Source organism: Leisingera sp. ANG-DT (assembly GCF_000813785.1).
Taxonomy (GTDB): domain Bacteria; phylum Pseudomonadota; class Alphaproteobacteria; order Rhodobacterales; family Rhodobacteraceae; genus Leisingera.
On sequence record NZ_JWLE01000001.1, the window covers coordinates 513,151 to 533,007 of the forward strand.

Here is a 19,857-nt window from a genome sequence, read left to right on the forward strand (position 1 = left end):
GCTGCTTTTCAGGTCGGGAACTCGCCGATCTTGGCAAAATAAGCATCCAATATTGGCCGTGCACCGCGCTTACTGAGGAACGCGAAGCCAATTCTCGTGTCCTTCCGCCAGCGGGTTCGAACCTCAAACTCTGCGATGTCTTCGATGGAGACAGATTTCAGCTCTGCCAGGCAAAAATTGTTTTGCCCCTCTGGCAGGCGGACGGCAAACCCACTGTAGCTGATGTTGTAAACAATGGCTTCCCGCACAGATCCGGACAAATTGACAGTGCAGGGCAAATTCAGACGAAGCCGGGGTTCTGTTGGTTTCGCTGTCCGGAAAATGGAGTTGGTCTGTACCATTCTGCCTCTATCGTCGCATTAGGAAGTATAGGCAGAGTAGCTAGCGGCGGACTCTTTAGATAGCTTTAAGAGCTAATAATGTTTTGAATTTAAGGTGTATATGGCGCACCTGAGAGGATTCGAACCTCTGGCCTCTGCCTTCGGAGGGCAGCGCTCTATCCAGCTGAGCTACAGGTGCGTTGTTATGCCGGGGTATACCCGCGGTTGGTTGCCTCTGCAACGGGAAAAACTGCCTGTTTCCAATTTCCTGAGGCGGTCAGGAAATTGCGGCCGCGGCCGGATGCTCAGAAAAGAAAAAAGCCTGCACCATCGGGCAGGCTTGCATTCTTGCAATGGAGGGCAGGGTTAGCCGCGCCAGGAGCGAACAACGCCGCAATCCATATGCACAAAATTTGAACGGTGGTATTTACCAACACCGCCGGCGTGGCACGCTTCAGCCGCTTGCGCCATTTGCGAGACCGAGCGGGACGCCAGGCGAAGGTCGGCAGCCTGGCCGCGCATGTGCAGCGAGTTTTTTGCAACCCCGCGCGAGCGGCTGCGCAGCATGGCGTTGGTCTTGGGGCTGCGGTAGCCGGACAGCAGCATGTAGGGCTCATTCACATCCAGAAGATTGTGGGACGCCGCCATGATGTCGATGGTGCGCAGATCCATATTCTTGACTTCATCGGTGCGCCAATCCCGCATGAAGTGGTTGATTTCCTTAACAGCGTCTTTGATGTAGTCGCCGTCGATCCAGTATACCATATCCAGGCGTTCGCCGGTGCGGCCTGAATACATGCGGATGCGCCGGATGTCTCCGCCGCCGCGAAGGAAACCTGCTGCATTGGAGAATGTTGGGGCTGCTGCCACTGCGGTTGCAGCAAATACACCCAAGAGAGAACGCCGGGAGATCCCCGTGCCCGTGGTTTTTGCCATTGTCACTGCGCCGTCCCGTACGCTTTTAGTCCTGCCTAGTCGCCCGATGTTACGGGCTCGCTAACAATTGAAGTTAACGTGCGGCATGTATGGCACACAGAGAATCCTGATCCAACATTTCTTTGCCGCGCTGTAACGGATATCCCGGTTTTCGGCGATTTCTTGCGCATAAGGGGAGGCGCATGGAACTTTTCCCCGCGACTGTTGCAGCCGGGTTTCATAGACGCGGCTTTGCTGCATCAAAGCTGACTTTTCGCAATTGTGAATGGACAACAGCGGCTGGCATTTACCAGAATTTCAGGTAGGCACTGCCAGAATTGACAAAAATCGGCGCAAGGACCGGAAATTATGACGCGTGCTTTTGCAGGAAACTTCTTGCCGGGATTCAAGGCCGGGCTGTTCGCCTTGGCACTGGGCGGACTGGCAGCCGGGGCGGTTTCCGGTTCGGCACAGGCTGAGGTTTCGGCGGCTTTCCGCCAGGCGGTCGCTGAAGCCGCCTATGGCAGCGAGGCTGTTGCGCAGTTCTATCGCGAAAACGGTTACCAGGCGATTTGGACCGGTCAGGATGAGGCCTCGCGCCAGCGCCGCAATGCATTGCTTGCGGCCCTGAACGAGACCCAGGCCCATGGGCTGCCGGACCGTTCAGCCGAAGTTGCTGCACTGATGCAGCAAATGCGCGACGTGCAGACGACCCGCGACATCGGCAATGTCGAGGCGGCGCTGAGCCAGGCACTGGTGGACTACGCCACTGACCTGCAGACCGGCCTGCTGGTTCCGTCGCGGATTGATGACGGCATGGTGCGTAAAAAGCATACGGTCGACGGGGCAAGCTTCCTGGCTGGAATCCGTGATACCCAGCCCTATGCCTATATGCGCAGCCTGGTTCCGGCATCGCCGCAGTACCGCGGTTTGATGCGGGAGAAGCTGCGGCTGGAGCAGATCATGGCAGCTGGCGGCTGGGGTCCGGCCGTGAATGCCAAGAAACTGGAGACGGGTGATCAGGGCCCGGCCGTTATTGCGCTGCGCAACCGGCTGATGCTGATGGGCTACCTGCCGCGCAGCGCCACCCGAACCTATGACGCGGCACTTGAGAAGGCGGTGCAGAGCTTCCAATCCGATCACGGCCTGGAAACCGATGGCGTGGCTGGCCCCGGCACAATTGATGAAATCAACAAGCCGGTCAGCGCGCGTCTGAAGTCCATCATCATCGCGATGGAGCGGGAGCGCTGGCTGACGCCGGATCGCGGTGAGCGGCATATTCTGGTCAACCAGACCGATTTCACCGCCAAGATCGTCGACAACGGCGACGTGACCTTTGAGACCCGTTCGGTTATCGGCAAGAACACCCACGACCGCCGCAGCCCGGAATTCTCGGACGAGATGGAGCATATGGTGATCAATCCGAGCTGGTATGTGCCGCGCTCGATCATCACCAAGGAATATCTGCCCAAGCTGCAGAGCAATCCCAATGCTGTCGGCCATATCCAGATCACTGACCGGCGCGGCCGGGTGGTGAACCGCGGTTCCGCTGATTTTTCGCAGTACACGGCACGCAACTTCCCGTTCTCCATGCGCCAGCCGCCCAGCAGCCGCAATGCCCTGGGGCTGGTCAAGTTCATGTTCCCGAACAAGTACAACATCTATCTGCATGACACTCCGCAAAAGAGCCTGTTTGCCCGCGAAGTGCGCGCCTTCTCGCATGGCTGCATCCGCTTGGCCCAGCCGTTCGAGTTTGCCTACGCGCTGCTGGCTAAGCAGACGGAAAACCCCAAGGAGTTCTTCCACCGCATTTTGAATTCGGGCAGGGAAACCAAGGTTGAGCTGGAGCAGAAAGTGCCGGTGCATATCATTTACCGCACCGCTGTTGTGTCCGGGAAAGGCCGCGCTGAATTCCGCCGCGATGTCTATGGCCGCGACGCCAAGGTCTGGGCCGCTCTGGAACGGGCAGGGGTGGTGCTGCCCAGCGTTCAGGGGTAAATGTCAGGCCCATACAGGATTATTCTGAAAGGGCCTGCCATGTTCACAATCCGCCAGATCGCCGAGTCCTTGGGCGCCGAGGCCCAGGGTGAGCTGGATCTGCAAGTTGCAGGTGCTGCTGAACCGCAGGATGCCGGGGCCGATCAGCTCGCCATGGCGATGGCGCCGAAATATGCCGACGGACTGAAGGCAGGCAAGGCACTTGCTGCGATTTTGTGGGAAGGGGCTGACTGGCAATCCTTTGGCCTTAAGGCTGCAATCTTTGCTCCACGCCCGCGGATGACCATGTCCGGCGTCACCGCAATGCTGGACCGCGGCCAGGGGTTTGCTGAAGGCATCCACCCGTCTGCCGTCATAGATCCTTCCGCAGAACTGGGAGAAGGCGTTTCGGTTGGTCCGCTGACCGTGGTTGCGGCCGGTGCCAGGATCGGTGCCCGCTCGGTGATTGGCCCGCATTGCTATGTCGGTTCTGACGCTGTGATCGGCGAAGACGCTCACCTGCGCGAGATGGTCTCGATCGGGGCCCGGGCCACCATCGGTGACCGGTTCCGCGCTCAGCCTGGTGCACGGGTTGGCGGCGATGGTTTCTCCTATGTAACCCCTGAAGTGTCCGGGGCTGAGAACGCGCGCAAGACCTTGGGTGATCAGGGCGAGGCCAAAGCACAATCCTGGGTCCGCATCCACTCATTGGGCGCTGTTACCATAGGCAATGATGTCGAAATCGGCTCCAATTGCACCATCGACAACGGCACCATCCGTGACACAGTGATCGGCGATGGCACCAAGCTCGATAACCTCGTGCATGTCGGCCACAACACCCGCGTCGGCAACGACTGCCTGCTCTGCGGGCAGACAGGTGTGTCCGGATCAGTCGATATCGGCAACAACGTTGTGCTGGGCGGCCAGTGCGGCGTGGTCGACAATATCTTCATCGGTGACGGGGTGATTGCCGGCGGCGGCACCAAGATTCTGTCCAACGTGCCTGCCGGCCGCGTGATCATGGGCTACCCTGGTGTGAAAATGGAAACCCACACCGAGATGTATAAAGCACAGCGCCGCCTGCCGCGTTTGATGCGTGACATCGAATTGTTAAAAAAGGCTGTTTTCAAGTAACCGCCGAATACCTACATCAGCCTCAGGCAGAAAATCGGGGATCCATACATGAGCACGCAGGACAAGGTCATTGCAATCATTGCAGAACAAGCGGTTCTGGAGCCTTCAGACGTGACCTTGGATAGCACGCTGGAGGATCTTGGCATCGACAGCCTGGGACTGGTCGAAAGCATATTTGCGATCGAGGAAGAGTTCGACATTTCGATTCCTTTTAATGCCAATGAGCCGGAAAAGAGTGATTTTGACATTTCCAATGTCGCGGCAATCGTCGCCGGGATCGACAAGCTGATCCTGGAAAAAGCGTAAAGCTCCATGAAACGCGTTGTCATCACCGGGGCGGGAACCATCAACGCCCTGGGTCATTCGGTGCCCGAAACTCTGGCCGCTATGCGCACGGGCCAGTGCGGGATTGGCGAACTGGATTTCCGCGATGTGGAGCGGCTGGCGATCAAGATCGGCGGCCAAGTCCGCGGCTTTGAGGCTGAGGGCCGCTTCAACCGTCAGCAGATGAGCCTGTATGACCGTTTCACCCAATTCACCCTGACCGCCGCCAAGGAAGCGATTGAGCAGTCGGGCCTGGAATTCCACGGCGAACTGTCGGCCAAGGCTGGTGTCGTCCTGGGCAATTCCGGCGGCGGAATGCAGACGCTGGATGAGAATTACCGCAGCGTCTACGAGGACGGCAAAAACCGGGTGCATCCGTTTGTGGTGCCCAAACTGATGAACAATGCCGCAGCCGGCCATGTGTCGATGCAGTTCAACCTCAAAGGCCCAAGCTTTACCGTCTCCACAGCCTGCGCGTCGTCAAATCACGCGATGGCACAGGCGTTCCAGATGGTACGCTCCGGGATGAGCCCGGTAATGGTCACCGGCGGCTCCGAATCCATGCTGTGCTTTGGCGGGGTCAAGGCCTGGGAAGGGCTGCGGGTTATGTCCAAGGACGCCTGCCGCCCGTTCAGTGCCAACCGCAACGGCATGGTTCAGGGGGAAGGCGCAGGTATCTTCGTGTTCGAAGAGTATGAGCACGCCAAGGCCCGCGGAGCAGAAATTCTCTGCGAAGTGATTGGCTTTGCCATGTCCTCGGACGCGGCGGACATTGTGATGCCCAGCAAGCAGGGCGCGGCGCGGGCCATTGCCGGCGCGCTACAGGATGCCCGCCTAGATGCCTCCGAGGTCGGTTACATCAATGCCCATGGCACTGGCACTGCAGCCAATGACAAGACCGAATGCGCCGCTGTGGCGGATGTGTTCGGCCCGCATGCTGACAGTCTGATGATTTCTTCCACCAAATCCATGCACGGTCACCTGATCGGCGGCACCGGTGCGGTGGAGCTACTGGCATGTATCATGGCGTTGCGCGACGGGGTGATTGCGCCGACCATCGGATATGAGGAACCGGACCCGGAATGCGCGCTGGATGTGGTCCCGAATGAGGCGCGCGAAGCCAGGGTCGATGTTGCCCTGTCAAACGCCTTCGCTTTTGGCGGGTTGAATGCGGTGCTTGCTCTGCGCAGGGTCTGACCGCACTTAAAGAAAAAACGCCGCGGCCCTTGGGGCGCGCGGCGTTTTCTTTCAGCTGATTGCAGAGCTTACTGCTTGACGACATCCACGACGTCATAGCCCGCGGTAAAGCCGCTCAGCGACAGCTTCATCGAAACAACCTGATCCGGTGCCGGCGCCGGACGCAGCGACAGCACGGCTTCCTTGCCCTTCTTGAAGGCGTCGATGTCGCCCTGGGTCAGGCCGATCTGCGCAACGCAGCCCAGCTGATTGCAGAAGGAATAGTTGTAGCGCTTGGCTGGCGCGCCATCGATGGAGATGGTCAGCGCGGCAGGAAGCAGGGTTTCCAGCGGCACGATCACGGTCGCGCCTGCAACGGCCTGGCCGCCTTGCTGGTCGATACGGAACATCGATACTTCTGCCATCGGGTTGCCTTGCGGGCCGTTCAGAACCTGCAGCAGCGAGCAAGGGTCGTTTTCGGCCTCGGTCCTGATGCAGGCCAGATCCCAGTCGCCATGCTTTTCTTTGGAGTAGCGTTCACCCAGCTTGGGGCCGTCATTGACCGGTTCCCCCAGGTCCAGCAGCTGGTCTGCGGTCGATTCCGCCTGGTCTGCCTGCTCTGTGGTTTCCGCCCCGGCGGCCTGTTCGGTGGTGCCGGTTTCTTCGGCGGCGGTTTCCTGCGCCGCCAGCGGCGCGGTCATCGCCAGCACCGCGGCAAGCGTGATCGGGGTCAGGGACTTCAACATGAATGCCTCATTTTTCTAAAGACGCTGCCAACGCGTTTAGCACGCTGTCCCGGCAGTGTCAGGCCAATAACAAAGGAATAGCGGGGAAATCCGCGCACAGCGCTTCAGTCTTGGAAGATGCTGATAAAATACAAAAAAGGGAACCCGATGGTTCCCTTTTCCGTATTTGTTTCTCCCCGTCGGACTGGCCGACTTAGTTATTGCGTAGGACGTTACGAAAGGGTTGGCCATCGGTCAACATGCAAGTTCAAAAAAAATAAGGACGGCCTGCAATTCATGAAAATTGCAGGCTGCGGGATGAGTTTATGGCTGAGGATGCCCGTTTTACAGGCAGTATTTGCCCAAAAAGAAGGCCGTGCGCGAGGCACGGCCCAGTCTGACAGGGAGGAATGTCCGCCACGGCAACCGCATTGTGCTGGGGCGGGCAAGATTGACTATCGCATTCAAAAGTTAACTTTGTATTGTTATCCACAGGAAAAAGAACGGGCAGGGCAGAGATGGCAGATAGCTTATTCATTGGCGGCGGCGGCGAAGAATATGGCGAGCCGCAGGGGCTGAGCCTGAAATATGCCAACCGCCATGGGCTGATTGCGGGTGCTACCGGCACCGGCAAGACCGTCACCCTGCAGATCCTGGCAGAGGGGTTTTCCAACGCGGGCGTGCCGGTGATCCTGGCGGATGTGAAGGGGGATCTGTCAGGGCTGGCAAAGGCGGGCACGGAAAGCCACAAGCTGCATGAGGCCTTCACTTCCCGCGCGGGTAAAATCGGTTTTGCCGGTTACACTTACCATGCCTGCCCGGTGACCTTCTGGGATCTCTATGGCAAGCAGGGCCATCCGGTGCGCACCACCGTAGCCGAGATGGGGCCGCTGCTGCTGGCACGGCTGCTGGAGCTGAGCGAGGCGCAGGAGGGTATTCTGAACATCGCCTTCCGGCTCGCTGACGAGGAAGGGCTGCCGCTTTTGGATCTGAAAGACCTGCAGGCGTTGCTGGTCTGGATCGGCGAAAACCGCAGCCAGCTTTCGCTGCGCTACGGCAATGTATCAACGGCCTCAATTGGGGCCATCCAGCGGCGTCTCCTGGTGCTGGAGAACCAGGGCGGCGCCGGGCTGTTCGGCGAACCGGCCCTGGCGCTCAGCGATTTGATGCGCTGCGATGCGTCCGGAAAGGGCATGGTCAACATTCTGGCCGCGGACAAGCTGATGGCAGCGCCGGGGCTTTATTCGACCTTCCTGCTATGGCTGCTCAGCGAACTGTTTGAGGAACTGCCCGAAGTTGGAGACCCCGACAAACCGCGGCTGGTCTTCTTCTTTGATGAAGCGCATCTGTTGTTTGAAGACGCGCCGAAGGCGCTGACCGACAAGGTGGAACAAGTCGCCCGGCTGATCCGCTCCAAGGGGGTTGGGATCTATTTCATCACCCAGAACCCGGCCGATGTGCCGGAGGATATACTGGGCCAGCTCGGCAACCGCATCCAGCACGCGCTGCGCGCCTTTACTGCCAAGGACCGCAAGAACCTGCGGCTGGCGGCTGAAACCTACCGAGAGAATCCCCGGTTTTCGACCGAAGACGCCATCCGCGAGGTTGGCGTCGGCGAAGCGGTGACCTCCATGCTGCAGAAAAAAGGCGTGCCCGGCGTGGTGGAGCGCACGCTGATCCGGCCGCCCAGCACGCAGTTGGGACCGATTACAGACGGCGAGCGCAAGGAGATGCTCAAAGTCTCTGACATGGCCGGGAAGTACGACAATCCGGTGGACCGGCGCTCTGCCTATGAGATCCTCGCGCAGCGGACAGCGGCTGCGGCTCAGGAAGCCGAAGCCTCAGAAGCGGCAGCAGAGGATGCCCAGGAACCAGCGGCACGCGAGTTCAACGCCGGCCGCCGTTACTCAGGCTCACGGGTCAGCCGCTCTTCTTCCCGCTCGTACCGGCAAAAGGATACGTTCACTTCTGCGATGTCAGAAGCCGTGATTAAGGAGCTGAAAGGCACCACCGGGAGGCGTATTGTCCGCGGAATTCTCGGCAGCCTGTTCAAGGGGCGCTAGGGCGCAGCCGGTGCCAGAAACGGCCGCGGCGTCAGCCGCCGTCTTTCTGCCGCTGGCCTTCCTGCTTGCAGATGGCATCAGCCTCTTGCACGGACATGGTCGCGGGCCTGTCGATGGAACGGTCCCACAATACCCGCTCCTTGGTATAAAGCTGGCACGTGACAATGCCCTTGCTGGTTTGCAGCTGCACTGGGGTTGTTTCGTAATTCTCCGGGCTGACACAGCCGCTCAAGGCTACCGCAACGGCCGTAAGTTTTATTAACTTGGACTTGGTTTTCATAACTGGCTCACCTCGGTCGGTTTCCCTCCGAATATCGCGAGAGGGGAAATAAATCATTAAAACCCGCGGGTTCCACGGCAGAGCACCGAGCGCATAGGCGGGCAAGAAAACTGCCGCCCAGGGCGTCCTGAGCGGCAGTCAATTTTTCACGCAATATGCTGTTTTCCAGCAAAGCGGCGCTTATTTCTCCGGGATCAGGCCGCGCGGGCTGAACCTGAGCACCAGGAGCAATATTAGCCCCATGGTGAACAGCCGCATGTGCGAGGCGCTTTCCAAGAGATGCGCCTTCAGCGCGCTGCCTTCTGCCATGCCGGAGGTGACAAGCTCCATCAGCAGGATGCCCATCGGCTCCACCTTGATCCAGAAGAACCAGATCAGCATGCCGCCCAGCACCGCGCCGAAGTTGTTGCCGGACCCGCCAACAATCACCATCACCCAGATCAGGAAGGTGAAGCGAAGCGGGTTGTAGGTGCCCGGTGTCATCTGGCTGTCGAGCGTGGTCATCATCGCCCCGGCAATGCCGCAGATGGCGGATCCCAGCACAAAGATCTGCAGGTGGCGGCGGGTCACGTCCTTGCCCATTGCCTCTGCCGCAACCTCATTATCGCGGATCGCGCGCATCATCCGGCCCCAGGGGCTTTTCAGCGCCATCTGCGCCATCCACAGAAGCGCCAGCAGCACCACGGTGAACATCAGCGCATAGCCGGCTTTGACGTAGACGGTGGAGGCGGTGACCGGGTCCATGCCCCAGCTGGCCGCGCGCTCCACAAAGGACGGATCGCTTTGCAGATCCACCTCATAGGGCAGCGGGCGGGGCAGGCCGACCACGTTCTTCACGCCGCGCGACAGCCAGTCCTCGTTCTTGAGGACCGCAATGATGATCTCGGCAATGCCCAGCGTGGCAATCGCCAGATAGTCGGAGCGCAGGCCCAGTGCGGTCTTGCCAATCAGCCAGGCAGCACCGGCAGCCAGCAGGCCGCCTGCGGGCCAGGCCAGCAGCACCGGCAGGCCAAGGCCGCCGATATTGCCCTGCAGCGCCGGGTTGATTGCCTCGACCGAACCGACAGCGGGATCAAAGATTGCACGGTAGACAAAGAAGCCCACGATGAGCACAGCGAGCAGAACAACGGTGCGCAGTTTGCCACCTGGCATGAACTTGGTGATCATCACCGCCGACACAACTGTCAGCGCGCCCATCACCAATGCCATCACGATGCTGACACCTCCGGACGACCAGGCCGCCGGGATCACTGGGGTCGACACCAGAACCACGGCCAGCCCGCCAAGCGCGGTGAAGCCCATGATGCCGACGTTGAACAGACCGGCAAAGCCCCACTGGATGTTGACCCCGATGGCCATGATGGCCGAAATCAACCCCATGTTCAGGATCACCAGCGCCGAGTTCCAGGAGCCAGAGAAGAACAGGAAGTCGGTCATGCCTTCTGCGAGGATCATCACGCCGACAAAGACGAAAAGAAGGGTATGTTTCATGGTCTCGGTCATACCGCTTTCCCTTTGAAAAGGCCGGTAGGCTTGAACAGGAGGACGACAATCAGGATCGCGAAGGAGACCGCGAACTTGTAGTCTGTGCTGAGGAGCTGAACGAGCCCGTCAGGCGCCAGGCTGTCCGGCAGGCCGTAGGTCAGCACCTTTTTCCAGGCATAGGTGATTGTCACCTCGGAGAAGGCGATGATGAACCCGCCGGCAATGGCCCCGATCGGATTGCCAAGGCCGCCCACGATGGCGGAGGCAAAGATCGGCAGCAGAAGCTGGAAATAGGTGAAGGGTTTGAACGACTTGTCGAGACCGTAAAGCACACCCGCAATGGTCGCCAGCGCCGCGACGATCATCCAAGTGTACATTACCACCCGCTCCGGGTTGATGCCCGACAGCAGCGCCAGATCTTCGTTGTCAGAATAGGCCCGCATGGATTTGCCGGTGCGGGTCTTGTTCAGGAACCAGAACAGCACCGCCACCACGATGATCGCGGTGATCACGGTGATGCCTTGCGTGGTCTTGATTGCCAGGCCTTCGTCAAGCCCGGTCATCTGCTTGAAGGTGCGTGCCTTGATGATGAAACGCTCGCCATCGGCAAACCGCTGATCGCCGGGGCCGATGATGAAACGCACGATGCCGTTCATCATGAACATCACACCCAGCGAGACCATGACAAAGATCACCGGCTTTGCCTTCTGCTGGCGGTAGAACCGGTAAACGGTCCGGTCGGTCAGCAGCGCCAGGCCGATGGTGCCCAGGATGCCAAAGGGCAGCGCCAGCAGTGCGGTTGGCAGCGGTCCTGCGCTGATCCCCATGGACTGGAACGCCCAGGTGATCAGGATGGTGACCATCGCGCCAAACGCCATGGTGTCGCCATGGGCAAAGTTCGAGAACCGCAGGATCCCGTAGATCAGCGTCACCCCCAGCGCGCCGAGCGCAAGCTGGCTGCCATAGGCCAGCCCGGGGACAAGTACAAAGTTGGTAAGCGCCACGAGGGCGTTGAGAAGATCCATGCTTAGCCCCCCAGGAACGATTTGCGCACTTCGGGATCGGCAAGCAGTTCCTTGCCAGTGCCGGTATAGGCGTTGCGCCCCTGCACCAGAACATAGCCTTTGTCCGCGATCTCAAGCGCTTGCTTGGCGTTCTGCTCCACCATCAGGATCGGCAGCCCGGTGCGGGCGACCTCGATGATGCGGTCGAACAGCTCATCCATCACGATGGGGGAAACGCCTGCAGTCGGTTCGTCCAGCATCAGCACCTTGGGCTTGGTCATCAGCGCGCGGCCCACCGCGACCTGCTGGCGCTGGCCGCCGGACAGTTCGCCTGCGGGCTGGTTGCGCTTGTCGCGCAGGATCGGGAACAGATCATAGACCTGCTCCATCGTGTCGCGGAAATCATCGGTGCGGATGAAGGCGCCCATCTCCAGGTTCTCCTCCACCGTCATCGAGGTGAAGATGTTGCTGGTCTGCGGCACAAATCCCATGCCCTTGATCACCCGGTCCTGCGGTGTGAGCTGAGTGATGTCCTCACCGTCCAGCCGCACCGCGCCGGAGCGCACGTTCAGCATGCCGAACACCGCTTTCATCCCGGTCGACTTGCCGGCGCCGTTGGGGCCGACGATCACCGCGATCTCGCCCTTGTCGACGGCGATGGTGCAGTCATGCAGGATGTCCGGACCCTTGCCGTAGCCGCCGGTCATGGTGTCGCCGATCAGGAACGGGCCGCCCTCGACCTTATGCGTCGGGCCGCTTTTCATATGGGCGGGCTGCATCGTGCCGATGCCTTTCGTATTGGTGATCGAGGCATCCTTGTTGCCATGATCGTCCTGGTAGGGGTTGTCGCTCATGCATCCGCCTCCAGTTTGTCTTTATTTTTCAGACCGGTGCCCAAATAGGCTTCGATCACATGTTCGTTTGCCTTGATCTCATCCAGGGTGCCCTCGGCCAGCTTTTTGCCCTCGGCCATGCAGATTACCGGGTCGCACAGGCGGCCGATGAATTCCATGTCGTGCTCGATCACGACAAAGGTGTAACCGCGCTCCTCATTGAGGCGCTTGATGGCGTCAGCAATGGTATATAGCAGGGTGCGGTTCACACCGGCGCCGACCTCGTCGAGGAAGACGATCTTGGCGTCCACCATCATGGTGCGGCCCAGTTCCAGCAGCTTCTTCTGGCCGCCCGATACCTGGCCTGCCTTCAGGTCAGCGATGTGGCTGATGGTCAGGAACTCCAGCACCTCGTCGGCCTTGGCCCGAAGCGCGCGTTCCTCGTCCGCGATCCGCTTGCGGCCAAACCAGGTGTTCCAAAGAGTCTCGCCCGATTGCGCGCCCGGCACCATCATCAGGTTTTCCCGGCACGTCATCGAAGAGAACTCATGCGCAATCTGGAAGGTGCGCAAGAGCCCCTTGTGGAACAGCTCATGCGGCGGCAGGCCGGTGATATCCTCACCATCCATGGTGACCCGGCCCGAAGTTGGCTCCAGAACGCCAGCGATAACGTTGAAAAGTGTGGTCTTTCCAGCCCCGTTCGGGCCGATCAAACCGGTTATGGACCCCTTGGCGATTTCCAGCGAGGCGCCGTCAACCGCGTGGAACCCGCCGAAGTGCTTGTGCAAGTCCTCGACGACGATCATGTCATTTCATCCCCTGCCGCGTTTTCGCGGCGTTTTTAATTTAGAACAGCCCGGGAAAACCCGGGCTGGCCTATCTTGGTTGCTTTTCAGATGCTTATCAGCGGAAGCGAAGGGTTTCGTTCTTGCCGTCCTTCACTTCGATCTCGCGGTAGGAGCCTGCGCTCTCACCCGGGCCGATCAGCTCAACGCCGGTTGCGCCCTGATAATCGATGTCACCGCCAGCGGCGAGGATTTCCAGCGCCTTGCCCAGCTCACCCGGGTTGATCGGCTCGCCCGGGGCGTTTGCCACGTCCAGGATCTTGCCGACGTAATCCGCCGGGTTGGTGGAGTTGGCGGCCTGCATTGCCAGCAGGAACAGCGCCGCTGCGTCATAGGACTCGGACGCGTAGGCCGAGGTGCCGTCAAAGCCGCGCTCTTTTGCCATTTCGGCAAAGATTTCTGCGCCTTTGCTGTCGGAACCCGCGATCTGGCCGAAGGAGCCGTCGAGGTCCGCGCCAACGTTTGCAGGCAGGCTGTCGCCGATCATGCCGCCAGGCAGGCCAAAGGTGTCAAACGCACCGGAATCCAGCGAACCCTGGATGATGCCCAGGCCGCCCTGGTCCAGGTAGCCAGCAACCACCAGGATGTCGCCGCCAGCGGAGGCCAGCGCGCCGACTTCCGCGGAGTAGTCGCCTTTGCCGTCTTCATGCGCAGTCACGATGGTGACTTCGCCGCCAACTTCCTCGAACGAGGACTGGATCGCGTCCGCCAGGCCCTTGCCGTAGTCGTTGTTGGTGTAGGTCAGGGCGATCGAGTTGATGCCGCGCTCTTTCAGGATCTCGGCCATCACCTGGCCTTCGCGTGCGTCCGACGGCGAGGTGCGGAAGAACAACCCGTTGTCTTCCATGGTCGACAGGCCGGGCGAGGTTGCGGAGGGCGAGATCATCACCATGCCGTTCGGGATCGCCACGTTCTGCAGGATCGCGCCGGTCACACCGGAGCAGTCGCCGCCGATGATGCCGTTCACGCCTTCGGCTACCAGTTTCTCGCCGTTTGCCACGGCCAGGCCGTTGTCGATGCAGCCGGTGTCAGCGCGCACGGAAGTCACGGTGGCGCTGTCCAGCAGCTTGCCGGATTTGGTGACTTCTTCCATGGCCAGCTCGGCGCCGTCGCCCATGGCCGGTGCCAGCGATTCAATCGGACCGGTGAAGCCGAACAGAACGCCCAGTTTCACTTCCTTGGCATGGCCGCCGGCATATGCGGTGCCAGCCGTCAGCGCAGCGGCCGCGGTGGCCATCAGCAGTTTCTTCATTTGAGAACTCCCATTGTTGGAACAAAAATGTTCACATCGGACCCTAGGCAAGCCGTTTGGAAAAGAAAAGTCCCGTTGAGGCGTGAGATAGCAAAGAGTCCGTCCTGTTGTTCTCCGCTATTATCAGGTCATGTGGTGCGGAGCTGAGTTTAATTTAAGCTTAAAGTAACAGAAGGGGAAGCGGAAATGTTGCATTGGTTACGCATATTGACGGCTGTGCTTCTGCTGCTGCCGTTTTCTCCGACAGTTCAAGCGGATACGATGAACAGCAGACTGGGTCAGCTTCGCGTGACGAAGATGGCAGGCGGCTTCGATGTGCCCTGGGCCTTTGCGTTTCTGCCGGACGGCGCGGTTCTGGTGACGGAACGGGATGGCGCGCTTTTCCATGTGCGGGACGGAAAAAAGAATCGCATAGGCGGCACGCCTGCCGTTGTTGCCGAGGGGCAGGGCGGCCTGTTGGACGTGATGGTGCCGCGCGATTTTGCAACCAGCCGGGAGATATTCCTGACCTTCGCCAAACGGCAGGGGCGCGGCGCGGGCACTGCCCTGGCCGCAGGCCGGCTCAGCGCGGACAACAGGTCTCTGACGGACCTGCGCATCCTGTTTGAGGCAGCGCCCGGCGCCACCGGCGGCCGCCACTTCGGTTCCCGCGTGGTAGAGGCGCGGGATGGCACGTTGTTCATTTCTTTGGGCGAGCGCGGCGACCGTCCCAGCGCCCAGAACCTGCGGCTGCATCAGGGGTCAGTGGTGCGGATCAACAGGAATGGCACCATTCCAGGCAGCAATCCCTTTGTCCGCCGCAAGGACGCGCAGCCGGAAATCTGGTCCTACGGCCACCGCAACCCGCAGGGAATGGCACTGGATTTGCTGGGCAGGCTCTGGGTGTCTGAACACGGAGCCAAGGGAGGCGATGAGGTGAACCGGATCCGTAAGGGCGCCAACTACGGCTGGCCGGTGATCTCTTATGGCCGCCACTATTCCGGCGCAAAGGTCGGGCAGGGCACGTCGAAACCGGGCATGGAGCAGCCGGAATGGTACTGGGATCCTTCGATCGCGCCGTCCGGCCTGATGATCTATTCCGGCCGGATGTGGCCGGAGTGGCGGGGCGATATCTTCGTCGGCTCGCTCAAGTTCGACTATATCTCCCGCCTATCCGGATCCCCCCTTAAAGAGGTGGAGCAGATACGCAGCAGCGAAACCGGGCGCATCCGCGATGTTCAGGAAGCGCCCGATGGCAGCATCTGGTTCGCCTCAGAGAGCGAGGGGGCGGTGTTTCGCATCTCCAATTAACCGCGCCACCCGAAAACTGAGACACACGTTTAAAATAGCTAAAACAGGAAGATTGATATGAGGAAATTTCTCGCCGCGGCGCTGATTGCGCTGCTTCCAGCTACCGCTCTGGCGCAGGACAGCGTCTTCAGTTCGTATGAAGCATATGAACGCTTTGTGGATACAGTCATCAAGCAACGTGACTTCAAACAGCTGATCACCCGGCTGGGCGGCCGTGACGAATACACCCCCGAGCAGTTGCAAAGCGCGCAGCAGCAATTGGCGGCAATTTACCCGCACGGCTTTACCGGCGGCAGCGTAGCGGCACGCAAGGAATTGATGAACGGCTTCAAGAAGGAGGTTCGGATCTATTGGAATGAGGACGTGCTGAACTACTGCTACTATTATGCCTTTATTCACGACCGCGGCGATAGCATCGTGGTGCTGAAGTTTGACCTCAACACAAACTCAGATGTTGTTTTCGGGAAGCTTTGAAAGCTTCCCGAACCAGTTCCTTAGGCTCCCTAGGTCTTATACGCCGCCGCCTTGCTGCCGCGCTCGCGGTAGGGGGTGGTGTCGTAATGGGCGCGGTAGCATTTAGAGAAATGAGAGGGCGAGGCAAAGCCGCAGGCCAGCGCCACGTTGATCACGCTCATATCCGTCTGCATCAAGAGGTTGCGCGCCTTCTGCAGCCTCAGCTCCATGTAATAGCGCTTGGGGGAGCGGTTAAGGTAGCGTCGGAACAGGCGCTCCAGCTGGCGGGTGGACATGCCCACATCCTGGGCCAGGATCGACGGGCTGATCGGCTCCTCGATATTGGCTTCCATCATCTGGATAACCATCGACAGCTTGGGATGGCGGACCCCGATGCGGGTCGGGATCGACAGCCGCTGGGTATCCTGGTCGGTCCGGATCGAGGAATAGATCAGCTGATCGGCCACCGAATTGGCCAGCTCCTCGCCGTGGTCATTGGCAATCAACTTGAGCATCAGGTCGATCGAGGAGGTGCCGCCTGCGGTCGACAGCCGGTTGCCGTCGATGACGAACACAGACTTGGCCAGTTCAACCTCGTCGAATTCCTCGCTGAAGCTGTCGGCGTTCTCCCAATGAATGGTCGCCCGCTTGCCGTCCAGCAGGCCGGCCTTGGCCAGCGTGTAGGACGCCGTGCACAATCCGCCGACCATCAGTCCTTTGCGGGCTTCGCGGCGCAGCCAGGACAGGACTTTCTTGGTGGAGGCGTCCTGCACATCAATACCGCCGCACAGCATGATGGTATCGTCGCGCTGCAGCTCATCCAGGTCCGAATCGAGCTGGAAGACAGTTCCCGCGGAACATGTTACCGTCTCCCCGCCTTCACCGACCACAGACCAGCTGTACAATTCCTTGCCAGCCATCCGGTTTGCGATCCTGAGCGACTCCATGGCGGCCGAAAAGCAAAGCAGGGTGAATTTGTCGAGGAGCACAAAGACAAACCTTTTCGGCTGGCCGGTGGCTACTCCTGAAACAGCAGGCTTGCGTGGCGTCTGCATGGCGGGCGTCCTTCAAGAAACAAGTCGGGCCGCGGGAGCACGCTCCGCGGCAAGTCGGAAAACCGTGCTCACAGCTTGGACGCGGGGTCAAGTCTCCGCAATTCTAAACTGGTCTCCCCCCGGCGGATTTTGTATAGAGCACACAACATATTCTAAAGACCTCTGATGCGGAGATAAAGTCATGAGCGAATGGCAAAAATCGGACTGGCGCAACAAGCCGCGGGTGCAGATGCCGGACTACACCGATGCCGCAGCGCTGAACGCTGTCGAGGCTCAGCTGTCCAAGTATCCGCCGCTGGTCTTTGCCGGCGAAGCGCGCCGCCTGAAACAGCACCTGGGCGCGGCTGGCCGCGGCGAGGCATTCCTGCTGCAGGGCGGCGACTGTGCCGAGAGCTTTGACCAGTTCAGCGCCGACGGCATCCGCGACACTTTCAAGGTGATGCTGCAGATGGCCATGGTGCTCACCTATGGTGCCAAGGTGCCGGTGGTGAAAGTGGGCCGCATGGCGGGCCAGTTCGCCAAGCCGCGCAGCGCGCCGACCGAAACCATTGATGGCGTCGAGCTGCCCAGCTATCGCGGCGACATCATCAATGAACTGGCGTTCACACCGGATGCCCGCATCCCGAACCCGCAGAAGATGCTGCAGGCCTACACCCAGGCGGCTGCAACCCTGAACCTGCTGCGCGCTTTTTCCACCGGCGGTTTCGCCGACATGAGCCGGGTGCACTCCTGGACCCTCGGCTTCACCGATGAGCAGGAAGTCCAGAAGTACAGCGAGATCGCAACCCGCATTCAGGACACCATCGACTTCATGAGCGCCGCCGGCATCACCGCCGACACCACCCATGAATTCTCCACCGTGGAATTCTACACCAGCCACGAAGGCCTGCTGCTGGAATACGAGGAGGCGCTGACCCGCCTCGATTCGACTTCCGGCAAATGGCTGGCCGGCTCCGGCCACATGATCTGGATCGGCGACCGCACACGCCAGCCCGACGGCGCCCATGTGGAATTCTGCCGCGGCGTGCTGAACCCGATCGGCCTGAAATGCGGCCCGACCACCAGCGCCGAGGATCTGAAGGTGCTGATGTCACGCCTCAACCCGGACAACGAGGCCGGCAAGCTGACCCTGATTGCCCGTTTTGGCGCCGGTAAGGCAGGGGAGCATCTGCCGCGGCTGGTCAAGGCCGTGAAGGAAGAGGGTGCCAATGTCACCTGGGTCTGCGACCCGATGCATGGCAACACCATCAAGTCCTCCACCGGCTACAAGACCCGGCCCTTCGACAGCGTGCTGCGCGAAGTGCGCGACTTCTTCGGTGTTCACAAGGCTGAGGGCACCATCCCCGGCGGCGTGCATTTCGAAATGACCGGCCAGGACGTGACCGAATGCACCGGCGGCGTCCGCGCGGTGACCGAAGAAGACCTGAGCGACCGCTACCACACCGCCTGCGATCCGCGCCTGAATGCCAGCCAGTCGCTGGAGCTGGCCTTCCTGGTGGCAGAAGAACTGTCCGCCCTGCGCGCAGAGCAGTCTGCGCGCCAAGCGGGCTAAGGCCGCCTGCGACAGCTGCCGGCAAACAAAAAGGCGCCCCGGAGGTTCTCCTCCGGGGCGCAGTCAATTCAAGCAGCTATGACCTTGTACTTGAATTCAGAAATCTTCCAGTGCCGGCACCGGATCAGTCGCGGCTGACCACCAGCCGCAGATGCGGTGCGCCCTTGTGCTTGGCAGCGGCAGGGTCCGCCGGTTCGGCCGCTTTGCCGGCCCGGCTGCGGTCCAGCAGCGCCTTGGCCTCTTCCAGCAGCGACCGCTCCGGCTTGAAACGGGCCTGAACCTCGGCAAAGCCGGGATTGGGCTGGTTCACATCTGCATGGTCTTCCTTCGCGTCTTCCCGCGGCTTAGCCTTGAACTCCGCGGCGCCCGAAGGCTTGCCAACGGCACGCATTTCGATCGAGGTGATCGAGAACCGCTGCGATGTGACCGAAGCGGCCTCGTCTGCCACCAGAACCCCCAGCACCCGGCTGATATCACCCAGATCACTGCGCAGCGGCAGCAGCAGCATACGGGCCTCGCGCGGTTTGCTGAGGCGCGGCGCCTCGATCTGAAGCTCCAGTTCCACAACCGCGGGCGTGTCGAACATATGCTCCATCGCATTGCTCAGCTGCTTGCGTGCATCTGTGGTGAAAAACGCCGTTACCGGCATCCCGCGCACTTCCATGCCCGCCATTTCATTGACCAGCGAACCGGCCAGACGGAAACGGGCGATGCCAGGCGCAATCCGTTCCAGAATGAAGGTGTTGCTCAGGATGTTTTCCAGCCCGCGCGGGTCGATCTGCGAGCGGCTGGGCACATCGTCTCCACGGCGCAGCGCGGTCCAATAGGCTTCCGCCTGACGCAGCGGCGACAGTGCGCCGCCCTTGCGGAAACGGTTCATGGATACAACGTTTCCCTGTCCGTCAGACAGGCCATCTCCACTGCGGCTGCCAAAAATCATCTCATTATCCCCTGCAACACCGGACATCCCGTGGTCCCCGCGCAGCTCCTTGCTGCCTTAAGACTTAGGGCCGGTATGGTTACCCTGAAGTTAAGATGACACAATCTAATTCAAATTTGGACTAAATCTTAAAGCAATGGTTAACGCCTTCGCTTGCGCCCGTTTTTGCAATTGCACTTGCACCCTGTAGTTTCAAGACAGTAGAGCAGTTTAATCACCAGCGAACAGGGGGCT

At 60.3% G+C, this 19,857-nt stretch carries 19 protein-coding genes and 1 tRNA gene; 8 read left to right on the top strand and 12 right to left on the bottom strand.

Annotation, left to right across the window (positions count from 1 at the left end; genetic code table 11):
* Positions 1-8: 8 nt before the first annotated feature.
* The 3 genes from RA21_RS02495 to RA21_RS02505 form a co-directional block, all read right to left on the bottom strand.
* A complete protein-coding gene (locus tag RA21_RS02495; RefSeq protein WP_082008877.1) occupies positions 9-341 on the bottom strand; it encodes a PilZ domain-containing protein in 333 nt (110 codons plus the stop codon).
* A 101-nt stretch (positions 342-442) separates the two neighbouring features.
* Positions 443-519, bottom strand: a tRNA-Arg gene (locus tag RA21_RS02500).
* 167 nt (positions 520-686) lie between these two features.
* Positions 687-1,256, bottom strand: a complete 570-nt coding sequence (locus RA21_RS02505; RefSeq protein ID WP_029204823.1) for a YcbK family protein — start codon at positions 1,254-1,256, stop codon at positions 687-689.
* A gap of 348 nt (positions 1,257-1,604) precedes the next feature.
* Here RA21_RS02505 and RA21_RS02510 point away from each other — a divergent pair, with 348 nt between their 5' ends.
* The 4 genes from RA21_RS02510 to RA21_RS02525 are packed head-to-tail and all read left to right on the top strand — an operon-like array spanning position 1,605 to position 5,867.
* Positions 1,605-3,233: a L,D-transpeptidase family protein gene (locus RA21_RS02510; protein WP_019296295.1), complete on the top strand. Its 1,629-nt coding sequence runs from the start codon at positions 1,605-1,607 to the stop codon at positions 3,231-3,233.
* A 39-nt stretch (positions 3,234-3,272) separates the two neighbouring features.
* Positions 3,273-4,346 carry a UDP-3-O-(3-hydroxymyristoyl)glucosamine N-acyltransferase gene (lpxD, locus tag RA21_RS02515; RefSeq protein WP_039145920.1) on the top strand — a complete coding sequence of 358 codons (1,074 nt, stop codon included), beginning with the start codon at positions 3,273-3,275 and terminating at the stop codon, positions 4,344-4,346.
* Positions 4,347-4,394: 48 nt separating this feature from the next.
* Positions 4,395-4,652 (top strand): acyl carrier protein, encoded by a 258-nt coding sequence (locus RA21_RS02520; protein ID WP_019296297.1) that lies wholly within the window; start codon positions 4,395-4,397, stop codon positions 4,650-4,652.
* A 6-nt stretch (positions 4,653-4,658) separates the two neighbouring features.
* Positions 4,659-5,867, top strand: coding sequence for a beta-ketoacyl-[acyl-carrier-protein] synthase family protein (locus tag RA21_RS02525; protein ID WP_019296298.1), 1,209 nt, complete (start codon positions 4,659-4,661; stop codon positions 5,865-5,867).
* 68 nt (positions 5,868-5,935) lie between these two features.
* Here the strand turns inward: RA21_RS02525 and RA21_RS02530 are convergent, their stop codons facing one another.
* A complete protein-coding gene (locus RA21_RS02530) occupies positions 5,936-6,592 on the bottom strand; it encodes an invasion associated locus B family protein (RefSeq protein ID WP_019296299.1) in 657 nt (218 codons plus the stop codon).
* Positions 6,593-7,089: 497 nt separating this feature from the next.
* On the opposite strand from RA21_RS02530, the gene RA21_RS02535 reads away from it, so the two are divergent.
* Complete coding sequence (locus RA21_RS02535; protein ID WP_039145922.1) at positions 7,090-8,634, top strand: helicase HerA-like domain-containing protein; 1,545 nt, start codon at positions 7,090-7,092, stop codon at positions 8,632-8,634.
* A 31-nt stretch (positions 8,635-8,665) separates the two neighbouring features.
* On the opposite strand, the gene RA21_RS02540 is transcribed toward RA21_RS02535, so the two are convergent.
* The 6 genes from RA21_RS02540 to RA21_RS02565 form a co-directional block, all read right to left on the bottom strand.
* Positions 8,666-8,914: a hypothetical protein gene (locus RA21_RS02540; protein ID WP_039146499.1), complete on the bottom strand. Its 249-nt coding sequence runs from the start codon at positions 8,912-8,914 to the stop codon at positions 8,666-8,668.
* A gap of 180 nt (positions 8,915-9,094) precedes the next feature.
* The gene (locus tag RA21_RS02545) at positions 9,095-10,417 is read right to left on the bottom strand and encodes a branched-chain amino acid ABC transporter permease (protein ID WP_019296302.1); all 1,323 of its coding nucleotides are present in this window, start codon (positions 10,415-10,417) and stop codon (positions 9,095-9,097) included.
* Positions 10,414-11,424: a branched-chain amino acid ABC transporter permease gene (locus RA21_RS02550; RefSeq protein WP_039145923.1), complete on the bottom strand. Its 1,011-nt coding sequence runs from the start codon at positions 11,422-11,424 to the stop codon at positions 10,414-10,416. The genes RA21_RS02545 and RA21_RS02550 overlap by 4 nt, the downstream gene beginning before the upstream one ends.
* Positions 11,425-11,426: 2 nt before the next feature.
* On the bottom strand, positions 11,427-12,257 hold the full coding sequence (locus RA21_RS02555) for an ABC transporter ATP-binding protein (protein WP_082008878.1): 831 nt from the start codon (positions 12,255-12,257) through the stop codon (positions 11,427-11,429).
* Positions 12,254-13,042: an ABC transporter ATP-binding protein gene (locus tag RA21_RS02560; protein WP_027237606.1), complete on the bottom strand. Its 789-nt coding sequence runs from the start codon at positions 13,040-13,042 to the stop codon at positions 12,254-12,256. The genes RA21_RS02555 and RA21_RS02560 overlap by 4 nt, the downstream gene beginning before the upstream one ends.
* Before the next feature lie 97 nt (positions 13,043-13,139).
* The gene (locus RA21_RS02565) at positions 13,140-14,333 is read right to left on the bottom strand and encodes an ABC transporter substrate-binding protein (protein WP_019296306.1); all 1,194 of its coding nucleotides are present in this window, start codon (positions 14,331-14,333) and stop codon (positions 13,140-13,142) included.
* 186 nt (positions 14,334-14,519) lie between these two features.
* Between RA21_RS02565 and RA21_RS02570 the strand changes: the two genes are divergently transcribed.
* A complete protein-coding gene (locus RA21_RS02570) occupies positions 14,520-15,623 on the top strand; it encodes a PQQ-dependent sugar dehydrogenase (RefSeq protein WP_039145925.1) in 1,104 nt (367 codons plus the stop codon).
* Positions 15,624-15,680: 57 nt separating this feature from the next.
* A complete protein-coding gene (locus RA21_RS02575; RefSeq protein ID WP_019296308.1) occupies positions 15,681-16,097 on the top strand; it encodes a hypothetical protein in 417 nt (138 codons plus the stop codon).
* A gap of 29 nt (positions 16,098-16,126) precedes the next feature.
* Here RA21_RS02575 and RA21_RS02580 read toward each other — a convergent pair whose 3' ends face one another.
* Positions 16,127-17,131 carry a GlxA family transcriptional regulator gene (locus RA21_RS02580; RefSeq protein ID WP_039145927.1) on the bottom strand — a complete coding sequence of 335 codons (1,005 nt, stop codon included), beginning with the start codon at positions 17,129-17,131 and terminating at the stop codon, positions 16,127-16,129.
* A gap of 181 nt (positions 17,132-17,312) precedes the next feature.
* On the opposite strand from RA21_RS02580, the gene RA21_RS02585 reads away from it, so the two are divergent.
* Complete coding sequence (locus RA21_RS02585; RefSeq protein WP_019296310.1) at positions 17,313-18,683, top strand: class II 3-deoxy-7-phosphoheptulonate synthase; 1,371 nt, start codon at positions 17,313-17,315, stop codon at positions 18,681-18,683.
* Positions 18,684-18,807: 124 nt separating this feature from the next.
* On the opposite strand, the gene RA21_RS02590 is transcribed toward RA21_RS02585, so the two are convergent.
* Entirely contained in the window at positions 18,808-19,623 is an 816-nt protein-coding gene (locus tag RA21_RS02590; RefSeq protein WP_029204826.1) for a PAS domain-containing protein, read from the bottom strand.
* Between the last annotated feature and the right edge of the window lie 234 nt (positions 19,624-19,857).

Excerpts from the sequence above, each read along its gene's own strand:
- RA21_RS02575 (WP_019296308.1), top strand. The coding sequence starts at position 15,681 with ATGAGGAAATTTCTCGCCGCGGCGCTGATTGCGCTGCTTCCAGCTACC.
- RA21_RS02590 (WP_029204826.1), bottom strand. The coding sequence starts at position 19,623 with ATGATTTTTGGCAGCCGCAGTGGAGATGGCCTGTCTGACGGACAGGGA.
- RA21_RS02565 (WP_019296306.1), bottom strand. The coding sequence starts at position 14,333 with ATGAAGAAACTGCTGATGGCCACCGCGGCCGCTGCGCTGACGGCTGGC.
- RA21_RS02525 (WP_019296298.1), top strand. The coding sequence starts at position 4,659 with ATGAAACGCGTTGTCATCACCGGGGCGGGAACCATCAACGCCCTGGGT.
- RA21_RS02530 (WP_019296299.1), bottom strand. The coding sequence starts at position 6,592 with ATGTTGAAGTCCCTGACCCCGATCACGCTTGCCGCGGTGCTGGCGATG.
- lpxD (WP_039145920.1), top strand. The coding sequence starts at position 3,273 with ATGTTCACAATCCGCCAGATCGCCGAGTCCTTGGGCGCCGAGGCCCAG.
- RA21_RS02570 (WP_039145925.1), top strand. The coding sequence starts at position 14,520 with ATGTTGCATTGGTTACGCATATTGACGGCTGTGCTTCTGCTGCTGCCG.
- RA21_RS02545 (WP_019296302.1), bottom strand. The coding sequence starts at position 10,417 with ATGACCGAGACCATGAAACATACCCTTCTTTTCGTCTTTGTCGGCGTG.
- RA21_RS02555 (WP_082008878.1), bottom strand. The coding sequence starts at position 12,257 with ATGAGCGACAACCCCTACCAGGACGATCATGGCAACAAGGATGCCTCG.
- RA21_RS02580 (WP_039145927.1), bottom strand. The coding sequence starts at position 17,131 with ATGCAGACGCCACGCAAGCCTGCTGTTTCAGGAGTAGCCACCGGCCAG.
- RA21_RS02585 (WP_019296310.1), top strand. The coding sequence starts at position 17,313 with ATGAGCGAATGGCAAAAATCGGACTGGCGCAACAAGCCGCGGGTGCAG.
- RA21_RS02510 (WP_019296295.1), top strand. The coding sequence starts at position 1,605 with ATGACGCGTGCTTTTGCAGGAAACTTCTTGCCGGGATTCAAGGCCGGG.
- RA21_RS02535 (WP_039145922.1), top strand. The coding sequence starts at position 7,090 with ATGGCAGATAGCTTATTCATTGGCGGCGGCGGCGAAGAATATGGCGAG.
- RA21_RS02560 (WP_027237606.1), bottom strand. The coding sequence starts at position 13,042 with ATGATCGTCGTCGAGGACTTGCACAAGCACTTCGGCGGGTTCCACGCG.
- RA21_RS02540 (WP_039146499.1), bottom strand. The coding sequence starts at position 8,914 with ATGAAAACCAAGTCCAAGTTAATAAAACTTACGGCCGTTGCGGTAGCC.
- RA21_RS02550 (WP_039145923.1), bottom strand. The coding sequence starts at position 11,424 with ATGGATCTTCTCAACGCCCTCGTGGCGCTTACCAACTTTGTACTTGTC.
- RA21_RS02520 (WP_019296297.1), top strand. The coding sequence starts at position 4,395 with ATGAGCACGCAGGACAAGGTCATTGCAATCATTGCAGAACAAGCGGTT.
- RA21_RS02495 (WP_082008877.1), bottom strand. The coding sequence starts at position 341 with ATGGTACAGACCAACTCCATTTTCCGGACAGCGAAACCAACAGAACCC.
- RA21_RS02505 (WP_029204823.1), bottom strand. The coding sequence starts at position 1,256 with ATGGCAAAAACCACGGGCACGGGGATCTCCCGGCGTTCTCTCTTGGGT.